The 22,368-nt window shown below is 60.6% G+C and carries 19 protein-coding genes; 11 read left to right on the top strand and 8 right to left on the bottom strand.

Annotated elements, in window-relative coordinates:
• Positions 1–286: 286 nt before the first annotated feature.
• The 4 genes from DDD63_RS08370 to DDD63_RS08355 all read left to right on the top strand — a co-directional run bounded on the left by DDD63_RS08370 (position 287) and on the right by DDD63_RS08355 (position 3,344).
• A complete protein-coding gene (locus DDD63_RS08370) occupies positions 287–1,483 on the top strand; it encodes an MFS transporter (RefSeq protein WP_164505502.1) in 1,197 nt (398 codons plus the stop codon).
• An 84-nt stretch (positions 1,484–1,567) separates the two neighbouring features.
• Complete coding sequence (locus tag DDD63_RS08365; RefSeq protein ID WP_108715983.1) at positions 1,568–1,990, top strand: hypothetical protein; 423 nt, start codon at positions 1,568–1,570, stop codon at positions 1,988–1,990.
• Positions 1,991–2,158: 168 nt separating this feature from the next.
• Complete coding sequence (locus DDD63_RS08360; RefSeq protein ID WP_108715982.1) at positions 2,159–2,755, top strand: DsbA family protein; 597 nt, start codon at positions 2,159–2,161, stop codon at positions 2,753–2,755.
• A 136-nt stretch (positions 2,756–2,891) separates the two neighbouring features.
• Positions 2,892–3,344 (top strand): DUF2087 domain-containing protein, encoded by a 453-nt coding sequence (locus DDD63_RS08355; RefSeq protein WP_108715981.1) that lies wholly within the window; start codon positions 2,892–2,894, stop codon positions 3,342–3,344.
• Positions 3,345–3,518: 174 nt separating this feature from the next.
• Here the strand turns inward: DDD63_RS08355 and DDD63_RS08350 are convergent, their stop codons facing one another.
• A complete protein-coding gene (locus DDD63_RS08350) occupies positions 3,519–5,255 on the bottom strand; it encodes a M13-type metalloendopeptidase (protein WP_346426206.1) in 1,737 nt (578 codons plus the stop codon).
• On the bottom strand, positions 5,201–5,518 hold the full coding sequence (locus tag DDD63_RS13385) for a hypothetical protein (RefSeq protein WP_346426205.1): 318 nt from the start codon (positions 5,516–5,518) through the stop codon (positions 5,201–5,203). The genes DDD63_RS08350 and DDD63_RS13385 overlap by 55 nt, the downstream gene beginning before the upstream one ends.
• A 96-nt stretch (positions 5,519–5,614) precedes the next feature.
• Between DDD63_RS13385 and DDD63_RS08345 the strand changes: the two genes are divergently transcribed.
• Together DDD63_RS08345 and DDD63_RS08340 are read left to right on the top strand one after the other, a co-directional pair.
• Entirely contained in the window at positions 5,615–6,067 is a 453-nt protein-coding gene (locus tag DDD63_RS08345) for a ribose-5-phosphate isomerase (RefSeq protein ID WP_108715980.1), read from the top strand.
• A gap of 231 nt (positions 6,068–6,298) precedes the next feature.
• Positions 6,299–6,931, top strand: a complete 633-nt coding sequence (locus DDD63_RS08340; RefSeq protein WP_108715979.1) for a GyrI-like domain-containing protein — start codon at positions 6,299–6,301, stop codon at positions 6,929–6,931.
• 28 nt (positions 6,932–6,959) lie between these two features.
• Here the strand turns inward: DDD63_RS08340 and epsC are convergent, their stop codons facing one another.
• The 3 genes from epsC to DDD63_RS08325 form a co-directional block, all read right to left on the bottom strand.
• Positions 6,960–7,538, bottom strand: coding sequence for a serine O-acetyltransferase EpsC (epsC, locus tag DDD63_RS08335; RefSeq protein WP_108715978.1), 579 nt, complete (start codon positions 7,536–7,538; stop codon positions 6,960–6,962).
• A 120-nt stretch (positions 7,539–7,658) separates the two neighbouring features.
• Positions 7,659–8,594 (bottom strand): cysteine synthase A, encoded by a 936-nt coding sequence (gene cysK, locus DDD63_RS08330; RefSeq protein WP_108715977.1) that lies wholly within the window; start codon positions 8,592–8,594, stop codon positions 7,659–7,661.
• 620 nt (positions 8,595–9,214) lie between these two features.
• Entirely contained in the window at positions 9,215–9,907 is a 693-nt protein-coding gene (locus DDD63_RS08325) for a YigZ family protein (RefSeq protein ID WP_108715976.1), read from the bottom strand.
• A gap of 478 nt (positions 9,908–10,385) precedes the next feature.
• Here DDD63_RS08325 and rpmF point away from each other — a divergent pair, with 478 nt between their 5' ends.
• Positions 10,386–10,550, top strand: a complete 165-nt coding sequence (rpmF, locus tag DDD63_RS08320) for a 50S ribosomal protein L32 (protein WP_108715975.1) — start codon at positions 10,386–10,388, stop codon at positions 10,548–10,550.
• A gap of 1,615 nt (positions 10,551–12,165) precedes the next feature.
• Here the strand turns inward: rpmF and DDD63_RS12945 are convergent.
• Positions 12,166–12,483 (bottom strand): hypothetical protein, encoded by a 318-nt coding sequence (locus DDD63_RS12945; protein WP_240611230.1) that lies wholly within the window; start codon positions 12,481–12,483, stop codon positions 12,166–12,168.
• A gap of 446 nt (positions 12,484–12,929) precedes the next feature.
• Here DDD63_RS12945 and DDD63_RS12940 point away from each other — a divergent pair, with 446 nt between their 5' ends.
• Both DDD63_RS12940 and DDD63_RS08305 read left to right on the top strand, forming a co-directional pair.
• Positions 12,930–13,499: a hypothetical protein gene (locus DDD63_RS12940; RefSeq protein WP_240611229.1), complete on the top strand. Its 570-nt coding sequence runs from the start codon at positions 12,930–12,932 to the stop codon at positions 13,497–13,499.
• Positions 13,496–14,932 carry a hypothetical protein gene (locus DDD63_RS08305; RefSeq protein WP_125482480.1) on the top strand — a complete coding sequence of 479 codons (1,437 nt, stop codon included), beginning with the start codon at positions 13,496–13,498 and terminating at the stop codon, positions 14,930–14,932. Before DDD63_RS12940 ends, DDD63_RS08305 begins: the two co-directional genes overlap by 4 nt.
• 326 nt (positions 14,933–15,258) lie before the next feature.
• Here DDD63_RS08305 and DDD63_RS08295 read toward each other — a convergent pair whose 3' ends face one another.
• Together DDD63_RS08295 and DDD63_RS08290 are read right to left on the bottom strand one after the other, a co-directional pair.
• The gene (locus tag DDD63_RS08295) at positions 15,259–17,781 is read right to left on the bottom strand and encodes a YhgE/Pip domain-containing protein (RefSeq protein WP_108715971.1); all 2,523 of its coding nucleotides are present in this window, start codon (positions 17,779–17,781) and stop codon (positions 15,259–15,261) included.
• A complete protein-coding gene (locus DDD63_RS08290; RefSeq protein ID WP_108715970.1) occupies positions 17,778–20,507 on the bottom strand; it encodes an MMPL family transporter in 2,730 nt (909 codons plus the stop codon). The genes DDD63_RS08295 and DDD63_RS08290 overlap by 4 nt, the downstream gene beginning before the upstream one ends.
• Positions 20,508–20,781: 274 nt before the next feature.
• On the opposite strand from DDD63_RS08290, the gene DDD63_RS08285 reads away from it, so the two are divergent.
• Both DDD63_RS08285 and DDD63_RS08280 read left to right on the top strand, forming a co-directional pair.
• Positions 20,782–21,390 carry a TetR/AcrR family transcriptional regulator gene (locus tag DDD63_RS08285; protein WP_108715969.1) on the top strand — a complete coding sequence of 203 codons (609 nt, stop codon included), beginning with the start codon at positions 20,782–20,784 and terminating at the stop codon, positions 21,388–21,390.
• Between the two features lie 406 nt (positions 21,391–21,796).
• The gene (locus tag DDD63_RS08280) at positions 21,797–22,360 is read left to right on the top strand and encodes a hypothetical protein (RefSeq protein ID WP_108715968.1); all 564 of its coding nucleotides are present in this window, start codon (positions 21,797–21,799) and stop codon (positions 22,358–22,360) included.
• The last annotated feature ends 8 nt before the right edge of the window (positions 22,361–22,368 follow it).

The following is a 22,368-nucleotide window of genomic DNA, read 5'->3' as shown; positions in this document are numbered from 1 at the left end:
ATCGCTACAGAGAGATTCTCGATTGCACCCACCGGGAACTGCAGAGACGCCTAAAACGTGGGTGCGCTCAGAATCATAGGAACACTCAAGACGCCGGAGGCGCCATGGACTCTGGTGACGGCCGAAGCAAGCTATACACAGGCTGGACCCACGAGATGCCCCGGGAATATTATTCGCGGCCACTGTCGTACCGTTCATCCAGAACTGCATGGACGACTTACACAGGTACAATCAAGCGAAGGCAACACCATCGCCCCATTCGGTGAAGGGGAGTCCGGGGAGTTACATGTCGCCATTGTTTTCCAATTCACCTATACGCGAGCGGCTTTTTCGGCGCTACTTCCTCAGCCAAGCCGTGAGCTGGTGCGGTACTTCAATGGCTCCGATTGCGGTGAGTTTCGCGGCGATTGATACCGGAGACTCGCTGGGTGGGCTGGGCTTAGTGCTGGCCGCACGAGCGGTGGCAACGCTGCTATTTGTTGTTGTCGGCGGTGTGATTGCGGATTCTCGCTCGAAGGTCAAGCTGTTGCAGGTCTGCTGTTTGACCGCAGGGCTGACACAGTGCGTTGCCGCGTGGCTTTTGTACACCGCGTTAGCCACCGTCTACTCGCTAGCGGTTTTGGAGTTTATCAATGGAGCCGCCGCAGCATTGATGATGCCCGCGACTCAGTCAATCATTCCGGAACTGGTTGCCATGAAGCGACGTAACGCGGCGAACGCACTCTTGCAACAAGTCCGTGCCACTTTGGGCGTCATCGGTCCCGTTGTAGCTGGTGTATTGGTCACGGCGTGGGGCACGCCTGCCTGCCTAGCCGTCAACGGGATGTGTTGGCTGTTTGCCATGATGCTGCTCTTCGGGATCAAAACTGATGCAGTCGCGGCGTTGGAGCCACCCGTGCAAGCCCTGCTCGAAGGCTGGCGATACTTCATTCGGGTTCCGTGGCTTCGGGCCGTGGTGGCTTCATTCACGCTACTCAACGCCTTGATAGCACTCGGCACGACGACGATCGGCCCGTGGGTCATAGGGGAGGAACTGAGTCGTTCCTCGTGGGGCTTTGCACGGTCGTTCCAGGCTATCGGCCTGCTCGCCGGTTCGTTGATTGCAGCGCGCGTTTTCTGGAGTAGGCCGCTGTATCGTTCAATGATCATGTGCGTTTGCCAGGCACTTCCATTCTTGGTCATCGGATACGCGCCCACCGCCGCTCCACTGCTCTATTTGGCCTTCTTTGCTGCCGGTACGTCGATCGCTTTTCAGAGTCTGGCCTGGAAGAACGTGATGCAGGCCGATATTCCTCAGCATCTGCTATCACGAGTCTTTGCGATTGACATGCTTGGTTCGCTTGTCGCTGTTCCGGTTGGCCAGGTATTAGCTGCTCCACTGATGAACCATCTGGGGCTGGAGACGACTGAGCTGATGTGTTTTCTTCTCGCCGCGGCTGGGCTGTTCTTGTGCGTACTGGAGCCTTCTCTGCGACGTCGGTAATGGCCACGTGTTCATGGAACATCTAACATGTTGCACAGCCCCTCAGTCAGGTGCACGGCTGCGTGCGCGCGAAGGAGTGCCGAGATGTCAGTGGGATTCTGCGTCATAACTGTGACCTCTGATCAGCATATGTTCGATGCGGAGACCTTTCTGCAATGGGCCCAGGAACGATGGCCGCGGTGTCGGGTCATGCGGCATGACCCCGGCAGGTACATCAGTGATGCAGAGTTCGAAGTGAATCCAGCCGATGGCCCGCTTTTCCTTGTGATTCACTTTCCAGGTGGCGGACTTGTGTCAATAGATGGCGGCTCGGAGCAGATAGCCGAGGCCGCGGTGTGGCTGCGGGAGGTACATCCTGACCCTGACTTGGTGCTCTGGTTCACCGACGGCGACTTCAGCGGGCATACCGTGTTGTTCCCCGGTATCAGCGCCGAGGAGGTCTATAGCGGTTGGGTCAAGCACAGTGAGCACGACCCCTTTGCGGAATATCCGGACTATTTCAAATAGGCTTGGTGCTCATACGGAAGGTGTTGCCTTTATCGAGCGTGGGTGACGAAGATCCGGGCTGTGTCGAATGGGCGCGGGGGCATCAGATGGATGGTGTGAATCAAACTTGGCGTGACAATGCGGCACGTATCACTGGCGTACCGCGCTGCGAGGGTGTTCGATAGAGGCATGAGTACTACCGTTGATTTCTGGTTTGATGCGTCGTGCCCCTGGACATGGATTACCTCCCGCTGGCTTGTGGAGGTGTCCGAGGCGCGCGGTTTCTCCGTGAACTGGCACGCTTTTTCTCTCGCCGTTCTTAACGAGGACAAGGACATCGCCGCCGACTACCGTGCGCACGTCGAAGAGGGGCGTCTGGGTGCGGAGGTGGCCGCCGCGGTTGAGCAAACACTGGGAAGCGAAGTGCTGGGGCGTTTCTATACCGAGCTTGGCACAAGGCATTTCGTGGGTGGGCGTCTGAATGAGCGTGATGCTTTGGCTGAGGCGTTGGCCGCCGTTGGCGCACCTGCCGATCTGATTGACCGAGCGGGGGAGTATGCTGACGTTGTCCGTGCCTCCACGGCTGCTGGTTTGAAACTGGTGGGCGACGAAGTGGGTGTGCCCATTATCGCCTTTGACGGCGTGGCTTTCTTCGGTCCGGTGATCTCGCCCGCTCCGCACGGTCAGGCGGCGCTTGACCTGTGGGATGGTTGTGTGGCGTTGGCCCGCACCCCCGGTTTCTTCGAGTTGAAGCGCAGCCGGAACGTCGGCCCGATTTTTGAGTGAGGCGAATGCGGTTGGGCTTGTACCGAGGGGGTTAACAGCTTTCTCGGTGTGCCCCGGATTGGGCCGTGGTTCCCAGTATGCCAAGCTACGTGTTCGCCTTGATTCTGTTCTTGACCGTTAAGGAGACTGTTGCGTAATGGTGGCTCAACCCGTGTCTGAGATACGTTTGCTTCTCAATGTGCTGTGTGCGCCCTCGCTACGAAAAGAACTCGCAGCCGTTCTCAGCGGTGACCGCACTCAGTCAGCGCCGGTCAATCGGCTTTCCTTCGTTGACGCGACGGGTCTAAACGCGGATGCGCTGCAACAGCTACGCGCCGCGGTTACCGAAGCTCTTGATGTAGAGGCTATTTTCGAGCAAGGGCCCATCGAGCTTCCGGTGCAGGAAAGAAGACGTCTTCCTCTTGCACGGAGGGCATGCGAAGAGGTCTTTCGTCGTAACCGCTGGCAATCGTGTACTGAAGTTGAACTGAATGCGGCGCTGGCGGTTTTTGTCGATGATGTTGCGCTGGCCCGCCGCGACTGCGTGGACAACGGGATACTGCAGCGGGACGCAGGGGGACGCCGCTATCGCCTCGCGACGACTCCCTAAGGTCAGTGGCCTGGTGGTCGGTATCGGTTACTCAACTGACATTTGCCGGCGTACGCAACCGGCGTGAAACTCAGATTCGGTCCGCGTCTCGTTGTCCGATTCATGGTTTGCGGTCGATGACGAAACCGATACCGCCACACGGCAGAACATTTGGCGGGCAACTATACGTGACAGCTACCAGATACGTACTCGTTCTTCGGGAGGCAGGTACAACTCGTCACCCGGTTTCACATCGAACGCCTCCGCAAAGGCGTCAACGTTCTTCACCACGCCATTGCAACGGAACTCGGCGGGCGAATGCGGATCGGTGGCGAGCAAGGTTTGCATTATCTCCGGGCGCCGCTTTTCCTGCCAGATCCGCGCATAGGAGAGGAAAACACGCTGCACGCCGGTATAACCGTCGATCACAGGAGCGTCCGCGAGGGTCTTTCCTTCCCGGCGCAGCGCAATGCCGTAGGCCTTCAGGCCGATTGTCAGGCCGCCGAGATCGCCGATATTCTCCCCGAGCGTCAATGCGCCCTGCACATGGTGGGGGCTATCCGGCTCAAACTCGCCGGGAATATACGCGTCATACTGTTCCACAAGTGCTTTCGTCCGCTTTTCAAATTCGGTGCGATCCTCGTCTGTCCACCAGTTGTTCAGCGAGCCGTCTGCCGAGTACTTTGAGCCCTGATCGTCGAAACCATGCCCGATTTCGTGGCCGATCACCGCGCCAATACCGCCATAGTTCAGGGCATCATCACGGTTGGGATCGAAGAAGGGGAACTGCAGGATTGCGGCGGGGAAAACGATCTCATTCCACGTCGGCTTGTAGTAGGCGTTAACCGTTTGCGGTGACATCAACCATTCGCTGCGATCCACCGGCGCGCCGAGCTTGGCGATGTCGCGGTTGAACTCGAAGCGAGTGGCCTGGCGAACGTTTTCCACCAGATCGTCACCGATCTTCATGGCAGAGTAGTCCTGCCACTTTTCCGGGTACCCGATCTTAGGATCGAAGGAGTCGACCTTCTCAAGTGCCTTCTTCTTCGTTTCCTCTCCCATCCAGTCAAGTTGCGTGATGGATTCCCGATAGGCTTGCAGAAGATCCGCGACCAACTGTTCCATTTTCGCCTTGTATTCGGGTGGGAAGTGCCGTTGCACGTAGAGTTTACCGATTGCCTCGCCGAGTGCGCCGTTGACCAGTTGTACGCCGCGCTTCCACCGCTCCTTCTGTTCTTCCGCTCCCGTCAAGGTACGGCCGTAGAAGTCGAAAAATGCCTGATCGATCTCCTCGGTGAGATACTTCGAGTAGGCGACGGCGATCCGCCAGCGAGTGTAGGACTTCAACTTCTCCAGCGGAAGTTCAGCCCACAGCCGGGCGCTTCCAGAAAGAGCATCCGGATTCAGGACCAGTACATCCGCCAGTTTCTCCTCCGTCAGCCCCGCCGCCGCGACCGCACCATCCCAATCGAAGCCGGGGGCTGATCCTGTGAAGGCACTCCACTGCATCGGGTTGTTGACCTTGTCCAGGTCGCGCGTATCGACGACGTTCATATGATGTGCGGCGATAGCGGCTTCAACATCGATAATTGTGGCAGCCTCGGCTGCGGCGTCGTCGGCGGACAGTCCGAAAACCAGCGAAAGCATTTTCGGAACGAAAGCCTTGTATGCCGCGAGCACCTCGGCGTGTTGGGGCTCGCGATAGTAGGCCTCATCGGGAAGCCCAATCCCGGACTGTGAGAGGAAGGCGATATTACGGTTGGGATCATTGAGGTCAGAGTCAACACCGAAGCTGAAGAAGGTGCCCACGCCGGAAGCAAGTAGTTGCCCGACGGCGGCGGCAAGTTCAGCTTTATCTGACGCAGTTGCAACCAGTGCTAAATCACTATCCAGTGGTGATGCTCCGCGCGCATTGGCTGTTTCGGTATCCATCCACGAACGGAAGAAGCTGGCGATCTGCTGTGCCTCACCTTCAGCGGGGCCAAGGCGACGAGTTCTTCAATGATCTCGTGCACCTGCTGTTCGGCTTCCACATGTAGTTTCATGAAGGAACCGTAGGAGGAGAGGTCGGAAGGAATCTCTTGGGTGGCCAGCCATGTGCCATTGATGGCATGGAAGAGATCGTCTTGAATGCGGACCGCGGAATCCGCGCCCTCCAGCACCGGGCCGAGCGAGTCAGTATGCGTTTCTGTCATGCGCCAAGCATACAGGCAGGCTCCGACATGGCCGTGGCGAAAAGACCTGCCGTCATGTCCTAAAATTGTGTCGGAGTAACCCACTACCATGGAAACATGCGAGTACACATTGCAACCGATCATGCCGGTTTTGAACTGAAAGAGTACCTAGTGCCCAAGCTGCGGGAGGCGGGTTACGAGGTTGTTGACCACGGAGCCTCCACATACGACAGTCTGGACGATTATCCTCCCATGTGCATCGCGTGTGGTGAGGGCGTCGTCGCCGATCCAGGCTCGCTCGGCATTGTGATTGGCGGTTCGGGCAACGGCGAGCAGATTGCCGCGAATAAGGTGACGGGCGTGCGGGCCATCCTCGCCTGGAATAAGAGCACGGCAGCTCTCGGCCGCGAGCACAACAACGCCAATGTCATCTCCGTTGGCGCTCGCCAGCATAGCGTCGAAGAGGCATGGGAGCTTGTGAAGACCTTTCTGGAGACCCCGTTCAGCGAGGATCAGCGTCACCAGCGTCGCATCGATCTACTGGCGGATTACGAGGCCTCCCGCAGCTGACGATAGCCGGGTGATACTCGCGTCAAGGCAAGCATCACAGTTTGCCACGCGGGTAGCACCCGCTGCCCAAACGCCTGCACCTTCGTGGTTGCGGGTCCGCCCTGGGTGTTGCGGGTCAGTCGCTTGTTTTCTTGCGCTCTGAGGGTGCGAGCGGCATCTCTGCCCAGAGCCTCTACCATAGGTGCGGAGGCGCAATTCCGCGCGATGGGCAGAGCGGGAAAAAGGTGCACTGTGGCATTTGATTTCAAGAAGGAGTACAAGGAGTTCTACCTGCCGCCGAGGAAACCGGGCATCGTCACGGTGCCTGCGATGAACTTCCTTGCGGTACGAGGTAGCGGTGATCCCAATCTTGAGGACGGGGAATACAAGCAGGCGATCAACCTGCTGTACAGCGTCGCCTTCACCATCAAAATGAGCAAGATGGGCGATCACCGGATTGCGGGGTATTTTGACTACGTGGTTCCGCCGCTGGAGGGCTTCTGGTGGCAGGACGGCGTCGCCGGGGTCGACTACGCCCGCAAAGCTGACTTCCAGTGGATCTCTGTGATCCGCCTACCTGACTTCGTTACGCGGGACGAGTTTGCCTGGGCTATCGGCGAGGCAACGCGAAAGAAGAATGCCGACTTCTCTGCCGTGGAGTACCTGCCACTTGATGAGGGGCTATGCGTTCAATGCATGCACATCGGACCCTATGACCGCGAACCTGCGACCGTGGCGTTGATAGATGACTTCGCCACACAGCAGGGATACGTTCTCGACATTACACAGGAGCGCCACCACCACGAAATTTACCTCAGTGATGCGCGCAAGGTGGCACCGGAGAAGCTCAAGACGGTAATCCGCCACCCGGTACGAAGTGCGTAGATTCCGCCGCTATCAGAGTCTGCCGCTGTCAGATATACATCGCCGGGTCGATGGTGTAGGCCTCGGATGCGCGTTGATGTAACTTGGCGGGAACCCCCACGGCGGTGGTTTTCGGTGGGACGTCTTTGACGACGACGGCGTTAGCTCCCACTCGAGCGCCGTCACCCAATGTGATCGGTCCGAGCACCTTTGCGCCGGCACCGACGACGACGCCGTCGCCTAACGTCGGATGGCGTTTTGTGGGCTCAAGCGATGTGCCGCCGAGGGTGACACCGTGGTAGAGCATGCAGTCCTCGCCGACCTCAGCGGTCTCGCCGATCACTACGCCCATGCCGTGATCGATGAAGAAGCGACGCCCGATTTTCGCGCCGGGGTGGATTTCGATGCCGGTCAGTCCGCGCACGGCCTGCGAGAGCAGGCGTGCCGGTAGACGCAGGCGCGGGGAGGATTCCCACATGGCGTGTGCGACCCGATAACCCCACAATGCGTGGACGCCGGAATAGGCAAGGGCAACTTCGACATTAGATCGTGCCGCAGGGTCATGGTCGCGCGCTGCTTTCAGATCCTCGCGCAGCAACTCCCGCAGCCGTGGTTTTGCCTGTCCCATCGTGCAGTCTCCTTCTGTTGCCCGGCCCTCCCGCGCTCAATTTCAGCACGGTGCCCAGGTCAGAATGTTATACGGGTGGGCCGGTACCACGAGGCACCGGCCCACGGCCATTTTCCTGTCTCAGTCAGCGAGTCCCTCAAAAAGCGGCGTCGAAACGTAGCGCTCTCCGAAGTCCGGAACAATGGCGACGATTGTCTTACCAGCCGCTTCCGGGCGCTTGGCAATCTGCAGGGCGGCCGCAATCGCGGCCCCGGAGGAGATACCAACCAGTAATCCCTCTTCGGTAGCAGCCCGTCGCGCGGTAGCCAAGGCGGCATCGCTCGGCACGGTGATGACTTCGTCGTAGATGTCTGTGTCTAGTACGTCCGGCACGAAATTCGCGCCGATGCCCTGGATTTTGTGCGGACCCGCCTTGCCTTCGGAAAGGAGCGGCGATTCAGTCGGCTCAACGGCAACAAGCTTGATATCCGGGTTGTACCGGCGAAGAGTCCGCCCGGAGCCGGTAATTGTTCCACCTGTACCTATGCCGGAGACGAAGTAGTCAACGTTGCCGTCGGTATCGGCCCAGACCTCTTCCCCGGTCGTCTTCTCGTGAATGCGAGGGTTGGCCTCATTGGCGAACTGCGAGGCCAATACGGCGCCCGGTGTGGAGGCGACAATTTCCTTCGCCTTATCCACTGCGCCCTGCATTCCTCCGGCGGGGTCGGTGAGGATCAGTTCGGCACCGAAACCGCGCAGAAGAGCGCGCCGCTCACGCGACATGGACGACGGCATGGTCAAAATGACCTTGTAGCCGCGCACGGCCCCTACCCATGCCAGGCCGATACCGGTATTGCCGGATGTTGCCTCCACAATCGTTCCACCTGCAGGCAGCTGGCCGGACTCTTCGGCGGCATCAACGATGGCGACGGCGATACGGTCCTTCACGGAATTGGCGGGATTGAAGTACTCGAGCTTGACGAGCACGGTGGCTTCCGAGCCATTGGTCAGACGGTTGAGACGGACGAGCGGGGTGCCGCCAACAAGTGCGGTAGCGTCGGCGTGAATATTAGACATGGGAAACTCCTTTTACGTGCAAATGCCTATGAATTCTCGAATTCTCGTGGGAATGATGATGCTCAGATGGGGAGCTGACGAGCGTCAAGCGTGCGCGGGCGCACCAGTAAAGCCTGACGCCCTAAAGACACAGACAGCACATGCAGAAGGAGGGACGGCGAGTTGCGTGCATCATGAGGTCCCCTCCTTCTTTTTCTCCATGGACGACGTGATTAACACTCGCACACTCGCTGGCTGTTGTCCAATCTTTGAGGTGATTGTCTCTCATAGCGAAATACGATGCGGCAAGGGGCGGTGGTGCAGCGGGTCTGGAGGTGTAGTGAGTTCGGTGGTGCAGTGCGTCTGGAGGTGTAGTGAGCCTGGTGGTGCAGTGAGTTCGGTGGCGCGGGCGCGTTGACCAGGTCGTGTCCAGGTGTTGTTGTCGAGTCCGTGCGTAGCGCGGCGGCAACCGCGTTGTATGCCGCCCGCAAGAGTCCAGCGCCATTGAGCCTGTGTGAAGATCGGCCGTGACTGCGTGGATGATCATAGCCTATGCGTAAGAGTGGGCGCGTACTTCAACGTTGCGGCTTGGACGTGACGAGCCACGCTAGAGTTACGTTGGGTCTGCTCCCAGCTGCCTGTTACTGACCGGGCGTTTCTCCGTCAGTGACTGCCTTCCCGGAGCGAATATGCCCCCAGGGGCGTTCGACGACGGCGCTGCCTTCCTGTTTAAGCGTGATGGCGCCGCCGGAGAGCTGCGCCAGCTCAGCGTGCAGACGCTCGCCGGCGTCGGTCATCACCGATACTCGCACGCCATCTTCCAGGTATTCTGGTTCGACCGTTTCCCCGGCTTCAAAAACCTTTGCGATGTAACGCCCGGCATAGTCGTGGGGCAGGAATGCCTGCCAAATAGGGACGTGTTGCCGTTCTACGAGTTTCGCTCCCTCGAGGCATTCGCGAACCGCATCGGAGTATGCGCGCACAAGGCCGCCCGTGCCCAAGAGGGTACCGCCGAAATAACGCGTGACTACGGCGACGATGTCGATAACTCCGCTTCCCGTCAGCACGTCTAACATGGGACGTCCGGCAGTTCCGGAGGGCTCACCGTCGTCGGAGGAATGCGATTGCGGGGCCGCTCCCGAAACGGAGACGAGGAAAGCGGTGCAATGATGCCGAGCATCGGGTGTTGCAGCACGTTCGGCGTCGATGAACGCGCGAGCTGCTGCGGCATCGGGAACTCGAGCTACCGCAGCCAAGAAACGTGAGCGTTTGACGACGATTTCATTCCGCAATGCGCTGCGCTGGGCCGCAGAGGAAAGCAGGATCGGGTTCACCCTTCCATTGTGGACCACTCATTGACGAGGCACTGCGAGGACTCATCGGATGTGCGCGTCACTGGCCATAAGTGCCGGTGGTCGGGGTGTTGCTGACGGTGGGCGTTCACACTTCCTACTGCGGTCGAAGTTCGATATGTGGTGGCTCTGCTTCGATGTGCATGGTTGGATTTGGACTGCGGTGGGCGAAGCTGAGCATATGCGAACAACTTTGCGATCAGTGCGGCTCTGCTCTGTTCATTCGACGAATGAGCGGCATGCGTAGAGGGGACTTATGCCGTCGGGGCAGGAAAGAGAGTGTGAGCAACTTGCTGTGAGCAACTCCTCGCGGATGGCGCCTGCACAGCTCGCCTCCGGAATGGCGGGGAGGGGCTTGGGCGGGTAAAATGCTGACTTGTGTGCGCCGGTGAAATGCCGGTGCGGAAGAAAGAAGACGGGCCGCCGGCCGGCGGTTGATTGATGGAGAGGAGCGGTAGACATGGCAGTTCCCAAGCGCAAGATGTCCCGCAGCAACACTCGCTCTCGTCGTTCCCAGTGGAAGGCCGAGCTGACCGAGCTTCAGACCGTCCGCGTTCAAGGGCGCGAGGTGCGCATTCCGCGCAAGCTGGCGAAGGCCTACCAGACTGGCCTGCTGAGCGACTGACATAAAGCTAGCGAGAGGGGATCCGGTTCCGGGTCCCCTCTTTTGCTTTGGGCTTTGCTGCCGGCGCCCGATTAGCACGGGTGATATGACTCAGCGCAGGTGCTATGAGCTCGCCCTCGCCAGAAGTGCTGGCTGGTGTAATGGCGCCCTGCTAACACGGATGCTTTGGGAACGCGTCCCTGGCAGGCGGGCGTGGCGTCCTGTGCGTTCTTCGAGAGCGATGCACCTAGCATATGTTCCTAACATATAGGGGCGGTGCGCATGTATGGGCGGCCAATCCGGCCTTTAGGCCGACAATGCGCTGCGTGGCAGCGCCAACGCGGCTCGGTGCCCGTCGCACGCGCCTCCTGCAGGCCGAGAATGCGGCCTTGGTGGGCTACAGGTGTCAAAATCCCGTCCAAACGATGAGTTCGCCAAACAGCCATCGCTTCAAATCCGCGGAATTCCGCCATTCTTTAAATTGAGCGATTCCATTTTGTTTCCGTTTGGACGGGATTTTGACACGGACGCTTTGGGGCGTGCGCACTATTGGGCTGATCGCGTCCCTCAGGCAGGTGTGACCTGGACGAGGGGCCAGCCAAGGGCAACTGAAACAAGTATGGTGGGTGGGTAGGCGTGTTGCGATGCATGGGTGGTCGTCGCGCACGTAGTCGTTCGCATGTGTGATGCGTGGGTGGTCGTCGCGCATGTAGTCGTTCGCATGTGTGATGCGTGGGAGGTTGTTGCACATGTAGTCGCTAATGGCTGCAACGCGCATGTGGTCGTTTGTGGCTGCGTTGCGTACGCGCTCGTTTGCGGCCGCGACCCGTGGGAGGTCGTTGCGCATGTAGTCGTTCGCATGTGTGATGCGTGAGTCGTCATTGCGCACGTAGTAGCTCGCGCGCAACGCGCAAGCGTTCTAGGCAGCCAATGGGAATTCGGAGGGCACATGGCAAGGTCGCACATCAAGCAACTGGGTCGTCTCGCCGCTGTGGCCGTTAGCAGCGCGAATAGGAAACAACCAGTACGGCAGTCGCTTGGGAATGGGCCATGCATCACGACGACGGCGTCCGTGACGCGCGAGCAGGTGGCGACCTTCGCCAAGTTTCTCGGTGTGGAGGGTCCCAGGGTTCAGGGCTCTCTGATGGTTCCTCCGGGCCTGTTACATGCGCTGTGTTTCGAGCCGAGTGTGGAGGTACTTGCCGATCAGCGGCTACCTGTTTCACTGCCAAGGCTGGTGGTGACCGGGCAGTCATGGCGGCTCCTGCGCCCGGTGAAGACGGGGGACCGGCTGGATATCCAGGTGCGAGTGGGTGGCGTACACGAGGACTCTGCCGGCACGCATCTGGAACTGTTCTGCTCGGTGTGGCTCGCGAATGAAGGGCCTGCGAGCGGAGGGTCTTCCAGCCGGACAGCGGCCAATAGACGATCTCTATCGCGCCTGTGCTACGAAGAGGCTATTTCCTATCTGTCTCGGCGAACGCGCCGAGGCGCCGAGTCCATCGGGCAGGAAAGGCAGCGGGAACTACAACTAGACCGAGAGAGCTGGCAGGGTAGTCCGCTAATGCGAGAGGAACGGGAGGGGCGAGAAGGCCTTCCCGGAGCGGCTGGGCATGAACAGCGTGACAATGAGGCCTCAAACGCCGCACACGGGAAGCAGGAGGATCATTCGGGACGTGGCAGGCGGGTGAATCTGGACCATCTGCACGGGAACGAGAACCAGCGGACGCTGGAGGAACTCGCTGGAGGAGACGGTGTTGAGAAGCAAGCCGATAAGCCCACAGGCACCGCGCGTGAGATGCAGGAAAGCGACGAAGGCGGTTCTGCGGCACCTGTCGTGCTCCCGGTACCGGATGCCCGCAGCCGATACGGCGTCAACTCGGCGGGCAGGCTCGACGTCGGACAGTGTCCCCAAATGGCCCGCCGTGCTTTTTCTATCGCTGATTCGCGTCAATGGGCACGACTGACAGGTGACGCCAACCCCATTCACATGTCCGCAGTGTCGGCGCGGCTCTTTGGATTTCGCCGCGCGATTCTGCACGGGGCTGCGCTTGATGCGTGGGCTGCCACCCAAGCGGGGATAGACGGGCGAACCCCCTGTGCCGGGGCTGCTTATTTTCGGGCGCCCGTGATGCTTCCGGCCACCGTCGAGTTGGTGCTGCTGGGGCAGGTACTCCACAGGCTAGGGGCGCGCTCGATTCACAGGGCAGTCGCCCGCTCCAGGAGTGCTTTCCCAAGGACGGTGCAGAGGAATCTGCGGGCTGGGAGCGGCAGCCCGCATCTGAGGTGCGAGAGGCGCAGTCTGGAAGCACGGAATCGCAGTCCACGACTGGTATGCCGACAATTGGACCTTCTGTACGGCAAGCCGAGGCCCGACGAACCGAGCGCGGACAACCCGAGGTGGGAGTTCAACGGTCCGGTTCGGCGGAGAGGGAGCCGGATGTCGAGGTTCGAGGGCAACAGCACGGAACGCAGCGCAACGGTTATGGAAGTGTCGTCGGACCGCGCCTGGACTACGCGATACTGGACGAGCGCAACGGGCGTGATCTCGTGCATCTGTGTTACGCCGTCGTCGCAGATGGGACGCGTGACTCAGCAGCGGATATGCCGCATACGGTTTCAGATGAGATGTCGGAGCCGGTAGACCACAACGAAGAGCTGTTGTCGCAGCGCATTTTGAGCGTCCCTGCCAGCGAGACTTCTGACGAGCGGGCGGAAGGCCACTGGCATGGCCGCTCGCAGCGCGCTGTGGACACCTCAGCCGATGACACCGCGGAGGAATTCCTTGGCGGCGGGTTGATACGCCACCGTCCTTCGCCGTATCGGCTGTCGCTCCCGCGCGAGGACGGACGTCTCACATCGACGGCGGTGACGCGGGAATGTGCCTGGCTGCTGCGGGCAAAAACTCCGAGCTGCGGCAACTTATCGCGTCGGCCGATCCTTGGCGGCGTGCGTACCGCGACGCCATGACGGCGCTCTCGGCCTATGACGCACCGCAGATTGGCGCCCAGGCCGCGCGGGCCGGCCTGGAGTTCATCGCCGCTACTATTCGGACCGGTGATGGGCGGGTGATCGGCGAGGTGACGATGCGCGACGTCGGCTGTGGGACGGTCATTGCGGGCGCGGCTAGTCAGGTAGCCGATGAGGCGCTGCCCGCGTGGCGTAACGGCGGTGAAACTTTCCTCACGTGGCTGGGGGAGTGGCGGAAGGCGGGCCGAATCCGCCCCGCAGCAGCCAACGCGCTTCGCGAGCTTGCGCTGGCACCAGCCTTGCCGGATTTATCCGAGTGGACCTTCGTGTGTCTGGGTGCCTCCGCCGAGCTTTCACCCGCGCGCACGTTGCTGGCTTTGGGAGCGCGCGTGGCCGCGGTGGGGCGCCCGGCTTCTCCCGGCGTGCGCGCGTTGACCTCGTACGCTGCCACGACGGCTGGCACACTCTTTCTTCCCCCGAGCGGTGTCGGCGACGTGGTCGACGATCCCGGAGCGATTGCCGGGTGGGCAGCGCAGTTGCCTGGACGCCTGGTGGTTGTTGACACACTGTATGCGCCCGGATCGCAGTTCTTATTGGCGGCGGCAGGTGCCGACGTCGTCGAGCGCCTACTCATCGAAGCACGTCCGGACATAGCGCTCGCCTGGTACGGGACTCCGACCGACGCGTATTTCCTGCTCGATCTCGCGCCTCGCACCCGATTTGGCACGGGAGCGCTGGCACACGCCGTAACCGCCTACGCCAAAGTGCGCCGATTGGAACCGGCTCGGAAACCCGGCGTATCCGCCACTGGTCAAGGAGCAGCGCGGCAAGGGATTCACAACGCCTTGTGCAACGGCAACAACGGTATCCAGCGCGGCGCATATGCTGGTTGCTCCGACGGCGACTCCGCCCCCACCGTTTCTGCCTGCGCCTGCTCGGCCGACGGCGACTCCACCCACGTCCGTGCGACGCATACCGGTTCAGAAGGTGATGTACACGGCGACCACGGGGCGAATGTATACAACGGTTTCATTGACGTGCAGGGGCCGAACTATGCTGCGGCGAAACGGATCGGCCGGTGGCGCGCAACTGTCGAGCAGGCGGCTGGGCGCGTAGTTTCCTATAATGTCGGGCCGCTGGCGCGCACCGAGTCTGTGCTCTCATCCAGGGCGCTGCGCGCTGCATACGCTGGGCTCGAGCGGCTCGGGATGCCACCGCTGGATGCTGCGGCTGCAGCTGAGCTCATGGCTGGGCTCCTGGTGTGGGATATAACCCACCCGGCTCCAATTGCGCCCGATTTCCTCACCGATAAGGCAATTGATTGCGGGCTGTTCACAAGCTCCTACCGACCGAATGACTTGATGGCGGCCGCAGTATTACTGGGAGCAGACGGCTTTGTACGGCGTGGTACACGTAGCGGTCGCAGCCACTAGAGACCAAGCTGCCGCGCGCGGACATTATAGCCGCCAGGGGCCAAGCCACTGTACGTAACTTTTGCGTTCAGAGGACCAGCCACCGCACGTAGCCGTCGCTGCCAGAGGGGTTCGCCCGTTGCACGTAGCCTTCGCTGCCAGTGGGGGCCAAGCCACCGTACGAAGCAATCGCTACCACCGGAGACCAGGTGCCGCGTGTGACCATCGCGAGCATACCGAGGACAACTGCTGCACGCAGCCACAGCTGCAAAGGCCTGACGTCGCGCCTGGCAGCCGGTCCTCCGGCCCGACCCCTCTACGCTCGTGCCCTACGCTCATGCCCCGCCCTACGCCTGTGCTGCGGCGGCGCGCAGTGAGCCGAGGCTGGTCTGGCGGCGGCGCGCAACCGCAGCTATCGAAGCAACGAAGGCGACTACGGCCCAAGCCATAACTACGGCGATAGCCCCTCCGACGGATGGACCGATGCCGGTAATGAGCGTGGTGAGGGCGTCAGCCGCCCGCGGCAGTGGGAACGCCTGCCGGACCGCTGTAAAGATACCGCCCGGCTGTGCGGGCACAACGCCATCCATCGAAACCACCTGCGCAACCAGCAAGAACAACGAGGCGATGACGCCTCCGCGTTGCCCGAATACGGCCAGCAGGCCCTGATGGACGATGGTCAAGCTGATCGCCGTGCAGGCGACAACCACAAGGACCGCCATGGGATGACTGAGCGAGACTCCGGTTGCGACCAGCACCGCTGCCAGAAGCACGGACTGCCCGAGCGCGAAGAGCACGGCGGGTCGCGCGGAGCTACGTACGAAGTTAACGGGCGTAGTAGCCGAAGCGATACGCCTGCTGCCCATTGCGCCCAGCCCGACCACGGTAATCAATGCGCCGATCCACAATGCGATCGCGGAGGTTCCTCCCGCCAGCGATGTCTTCGTGCTGGCTTGAGCGGACGAATAAGAGACGCTGATGGGGGAAGCGATGGCGTTGGACATGGCCGAGGCTTCGTCGGTGTCATACACCGGGATTTGATTGCCGGCATCGCGCAGTCCGTCAACCAGCGTGTTCGCGCCGTCGGACAGGGTGAATGATCCCTCGGCAAGCGATTGGGCACCTCCGGCGAGCGTCTCGGCGCCGTCGGAGGCGCTTACCGCTCCGTCCGCAAGTGTGTTGGCTCCGGTGGAAGCCGTGACGGTTCCGTCCGAGAGTGTCCGCGCGCCGTCCGCGGCATCCGCCGTGCCGTCGGCGAGGTCGTTGGCCCCTTCCGCCAGGGTATCCGCACCGTCGGCTGCGCTGGCAGTCCCGTCGGCGAGTGTGCTTGATCCAGAGGCTAGCTGGTTCGCGCCCGAGTTCAGCGACTGTGAATTGCTGCTCAGCGTGTTTAGCCCGTTGTTGAGAGTTGAACTGCCTGAGGCCAGTTGCTGGGCACCGGCGTTGAGCTGTTCGGCGTTGGCTCCCAAGAGGTTGCTGTCGATCTGCTGGGCGAGAGTGTCGATCCCACTTGAGACGCTGGAGGCCCCGGCGGACAGCGTCGAGACGCTCGTCTTCAACGTGCTTATTTGACCACTCAGCGACTGTGAGGAGGAACGGGCGGAGCTTGCTCCTGCAGAGAGTTGCTGGTTGAGAGTGCCAGCGCCACCAGAGATCTCCTGCGCTATGGTGTTGGCGCCCTGACATGCGGCCGCATCACCCTGGCCGCAGGCTTCGATTAGGGCGGGTAGGGAATCCGCCGCCGCCTTGAGCTCCTCGGCGCCTTCCGCTGCCGAGTCAAGCTGGCCGGGTAGGGCTTCGAGTGCTGAGGTGTCGATGTTTTGGAGCTCGCTGTCCAGTTGCGACAATCCGTCGGCTACTTGCGCTGCGCCGTCCTTCAAACTCACGGAGCTTGCACCGCTCGGCTGCGTAATGCCGTCATGAACCTGCTGAACGCCGTCGGTGTATGATGCAACGCCGGTCACGAGCTGATCGGCGCCGGCAGCGAGTGTGGCCGAGCCGGATGCGGCGTTATCAACGCCGGAGGTGTATCCGCTGACACCGGTGGACAAGGTACTTGCACCGGTGGCGAGTTGGTTGGAGCCGGTACGCAGGTCTGACATGCCGTTTGACAGTGTTGTTGCTCCGTTGGCGAGGCGTGACGACCCGTTCGTGAGCGTCGACATGCCGTCGGCGAGGGTAACGGATCCGTCGGCGAGTGTTGACATCCCGTCGGCAAGGGTTACCGTTCCGTTGGCGAGGCTACTGACACCGTCAGAGAGTGTTGCGCTGCCTTCTGCCAGCTCGGAGGCGCCGTCGTATAGAGTGCTGGAACCGTCGGCGAGCGCTCCCGCGCCATCTGCGGCGTCTTCCATGCCCGAAGCTATCTGCCCTGTACCGGCCAGTGATGCATCCAGATAGTTGACGGTGAGCGTAGTACCGAATTCCTTGCTTGCTGATGTCACCACCGCATGCGAGATCAACCCCATTACTTCCGAGGAACCATTGGCTTCAATGCTTACCTGTGGAGCTGTCGTAGATGCGCCTTGCAGCACGTCGGCGATGCCGGATGAGAAATCCTTCGGGATTGTGACGACGGCGGCATACGTTCCGTCGCTCAGGCCGGTAGCGGCCGTGTCGGCGGAGACAATATCCCAGGTGAGGCTGGTACTGCCCTCAGACCCGGCTCCCTGCGTGAGTCGAGCCGTGATCTGGCGTCCGGCGGGCAGTGTTGTGCCGGAGTCGGGGGTTACGGGCTCGTCCAGGTTGACGATGGCGGCGCGCACGGAATGGATGTTGTCAATGCTGGAACTCGTGCCGGTCAGCGCTGTCAGTCCGATGAGCGAGGGAAGTAGAAGGACGAGCGCGAAGAGAATTGAACGGCGCTTCATTGTTGTCCCCTTGTCGTGATGGAATCACTGTCAGTTGCTAGATGTTTGGGTGATGCGGTGCCGGGAGAAGTGGGAGCAGTTCTCACCTGTAAAGCATCGGTTGGTGCTTCGCGCTGGTTGGTGGCGCGGGCATCGAAAGAGAGGTCTGAGGGAACGGCAAGATCAACCGGCCCGGTGACCAACACGGTGCGACCTTCTTCGTGCAACTCACGAATTCGTTGCCAACGGCGTGTGCCCGGGTTGTCCACGATAACAATGCGCGCCGTTGGGCTGAGCGCGTCGTCCCAGTTGCGCAGCGAGCTTGTCATACCCTGCACGGCGGATGTTCCGTCTGGTAGTGCGTGGTCGCCGACGACGACGCGGCCTTCCGTCGGTCTGAGCCTGGCAGAGACCACGGCGGCCAGCGCCGCCCGCGCAACGGTGTCATCACTGCAGAAGAGTCCCAACTCACCGGGCGCGAGGACGATACTCAAATCGTCAATGGCGACGTCGTTGCCTTCGGATACGACTAGGCGCTCAACTCGCAGCTCCGAGACGCCGTGCTCGGAAACCCAGTCCGCGTGCTCGAGTGCCCGTGCCAGTCCTTCGCCTTCTACGTCGACCACCGGTAGCAGCCGATCGAGCCAGCCCGGCAACCACCAGGCTTTGGGTCCGAGTAGCGTCATCAACGCTGGTATCAGCGTCATACGAACCAAAAAGGCGTCGCAGAAGATTCCGACCGTGAGGGCGGTGGCGATGGGCTTTACATAGACATTCTGATTCGAGACGAAGGCTGCGAATACACCGGTCATGATAATGGCTGCGGCGCTGACTACCTGAGCTGAGCCCACGAAACCCCGAATCACCGCACGTTGGGCATCATGGCTCCGGATCCACTCCTCGCGCATGCGAGACACGAGGAAGACCTCATAGTCCATGGCTAGTCCGAACAACACGCCCATCACAATGACGGGCAAGAAGCAGATGACGGCGCCCACCTTCGATACGGCGAGAAGGTCGGCCAGCCAACCCCAACCAAAGATCGCGCCCACGGCTCCCATGCCCGCGCCCAGCGAGAGCACATAGCCAATCGTCGCTGTGACGGGGACGGCGATGGACCGGAACACAATCATCAATAGGATGAGCGAGAGCCCCACTACCACGATTCCAAAGGGCAAGAGGGCGGCGTTCAACTGGGTGGAGATGTCAATGGCGACGGCAGTTGTGCCCGTGACCATGAGATCATTGATTCCGTACTCGGATTCGAAGTCGGGCGCCCGGGAGCGGATGTCTTTCACAAGTGCGGTTGCTTCCGGAGAGGACTGGCTGTGTTTGGGAATGATCTCAATGAATGCCAGTGAACCGTCTTGATTCGGAGTTGCCAGAGCCACATCTGCGACACCGTCGAGGTCGGCAAGATCATCGGCGAGATCGGAGACGACGGAAATGGGATCGTCGGTTTGCAGGAGATCGGCGAGAACGATGATTGGCGAGTTATAGCCGTCACCGTAGGCTTGGGCTATTGCATCATAAGCATCGCGGCGTTGCGTCCCCTCCCGTTGAAAGCCGCTGTCGGTGATGGCGAGGTAGACCCCGGAGATCGGCACGGTGAGCGTGCCCAGAACGGCGACGACGGCGAGGATGGCGATCACCGGGTAGTGCGTAACCGTGTTGATCCAACGTCTGGAGAAGCGCCCGGCGCGCTCTGCTCGGCCATTGCGTGGAGTGATGCGCTGCCCGAGTAGGCCGAGTGTGGCAGGTACAGCGGTCAGCGCGACGCACACTGCCATGGCGACCATAAATGCGGAGGAGATGCCCATGGCGGTGAGGAAGGGAATTCCGGCCACGGAAAGCCCACAGAGGGCAATAATCACGGTGATGCCGGCGAAGCTTACTGCGGACCCGGCGGTTGCCACCGCCCGCCCGGCGGCTTCATCGGGCGCGATACCTTTTGCCAGGTATTCTCGGGCACGTGAAATGATGAATAGTGCGTAGTCAATGCCGACGGCAAGTCCGATCATTACGGCGAGGACTGGCGTCACTGAGGTGATATCCGTAAATGCCGCCGCCACGAGGATGCCGAGCATGCCCACGGCCACTCCGATCAGTGCTGTAAGGATGGGGACCCCTGCGGCTAGGACTGAACCGAATGTGAGCAGCAGCACGATGGCGGCGATGATGATGCCTACGCCTTCGGTAGCGGAGAGTTCGATTCCGACGTCGAAACCGATGTTTCCCGCGATTTGCACCGTAAGTGCAGAATCGGCTTCTTCAAGTGTGCTGGCGGCGCTTTGCAGTTCCTCCGCGACTCTCGCGGCTTTGTCCGCATTGGTTTTAGTGAGTGTGCCGACGGAGTTGTCTGCCTGGACCTGGATGAGTACGTGGGCGCCGTGGTCGGAGACCGTGTTGGTTGAATCGGCGAAGGGATCAGAGGCGTGCGAGATGCCGGAGATCGCACCGGCGTCGGCAACGAATTGCTCAATTGCTGCTTGATGGGCGTTGATATCGCCGTCGTCGGTAGTGATGAGGACTCGTTCGCTGGTACCCGCCGCCTGGGGAAGCCGTTCCGATAGGACGTCGAGGCCGTCCATGGACTCCGTTCCGGTGATGGTGAAAGAGCTGGAGAGATTCATCCCGAGAGCCGCGACGCCTCCGGCAAGCAGGGCGACAATCGCACACCATGCCGCGAGCACCCATCCACCGTGCCTTGCACACCAGCGGCCGATACGCAGTAGAAGCGCGGACAACGGCTCTCCTTCCATCAAGCAACTTTCAATACACAAGTGTACGGGATACACTTGTGTATTGAAACTGTCTAGTCGTGATGCTGACCACGAGGAAGCGCGATTCACAGTGAGGGGACGTGGGATGTACACGCGGGCGTTCAACCGATGCGACGTTGCCCCGCGCGCCGTGGATCGTCCAGACATCAGAATCAGCATCGCGATGTTTCGGTGGTGTAATAAGAATTGTGAGGCTGGACGAGCATCCCTGCAGCGATTAGAGAAGAAGGGAAGAGGCATGAGCGAGACGAACATGTCGCTACGTAAGCGTGTGAATACTCGCGCGCGTTTGGTAGAGGCTGCCACGGTTGTTTTTGCGGAGAAGGGTTTTGCCGGTGCGCGCATCGACGACGTCGTTCACCAGGCCGGCTTCACCCGTGGCGCCTTCTACTCGAACTACTCCTCCATGCAAGAACTGCTCCGTGAGGTGATTGCCGCGCACGCGGCCACACTGCTGCAACATGCAGAAATCGCGCTCGGCTCCATCGAAGGAACTCCTGACGTAGATGCGATCATGGAATTGCTCGATGCGCTCCGGCCGGAAAGCAGAACGCTGTACATCCTCACGGCGGAGTACCGGCTCTATCGGCTTCGTCATCCAGAAGAGGGGGCGTTCCAGGAGGCGCGGCGGGAGTTTGGACGTACGCTCGCCAAGCTCGTCAGTACCGTTTTGCTCCGCATGGGCAGGAAGTCGACACTGTCCGACGATACGCTGGCTGATGTCGTTGCGGTTTTCTACCTCGATTCGATTGCCTCTCACTATCTGGAGCGTGAGGACGATGCCGGTTTGCTGCGTCAAGTCGTCGAGGCCATCGTGTTGGGCTTGAGTGAGCCGATTGGGCAGTAGCGAGGTGTGATGTGTGCCGCGCGTCTTGCTTCTTGGACGGCTAGTGCCTTCTGGCGAGTTGGGCGAGTGGGTTCACAACCAGGCTGGGTGGGCGCTTTCTGCACCGGCGTGGGTGTACGTGAGCGCTTGTCTGGCACATGGGGGGCTGATCGGCTCACGATCTAGCAAGATCGTTGCAGCGCGACCGTAACAACGATGCATTCCTAAAGCCAAGTAGTTGAGCTGAGTGGCACAGACTAGGCTCCAGACCGAGATACGGCGTCGGGCCTCAGCCGCAAGGCGGGCGGGGTGGGAATGGCAATGCAGGTCAGGCACTCTCAGGATGAGCGACCGCCCACCTGCCCACCAATCGCTCCTTGTGTGCCATGAGGAACGATTCAGGCTGCGAGCCACTACACTGTGAGGTATGCCGCAGGAAGAGAGCACCAATTTCGTCACAGATCCCGTCTTACTTGAAGCAGCTTGCTCAAATTTGGGCGCATCCGGTGGATCGCCATTCCCGCACTACGAAGACATCGCGCACGCTATTGACGAAATTGACGGGCTTGACGTATTCGACATGTACTCCTCCTACACAGGGCTCGTATCCTCATTCGAAGAAATCAAGATCGCTAGAACTGGCACCGAGTACGTGCGGGACGGATACGTAATCAGGGATTACGCCTCGGTGCTTGTGTGCCGTATTGCACCAATCGCTGCCTTCACAGCCGGTCATACATGCTGGGACCGGATCGGTGAATATGGCGGATTCTCGAACGCTCCTGACTCCGCCGCACTTGTCGCAGAGCACCCATGGGACCCTGACCATCGGATCCCACAGATTCTTCATGACCATGGTTTCAGCATTCTGGACCCTCAGATCGGCCGCGAGACGATGCCCAACGGCCTAGAGGCAACGACGCTCCTAGGCGATGGCGACTTCTACAATGGGTGGACCGTCTTCGATGGTTGGTTTCACTGCATCGATTAGAAGGTTCG

The organism is Actinobaculum sp. 313 (assembly GCF_003073475.1).
Taxonomy (GTDB): domain Bacteria; phylum Actinomycetota; class Actinomycetes; order Actinomycetales; family Actinomycetaceae; genus Asp313.
Note: the sequence above shows the minus strand (reverse complement) of the source record. Positions and strands in the feature narration are given on the sequence as shown.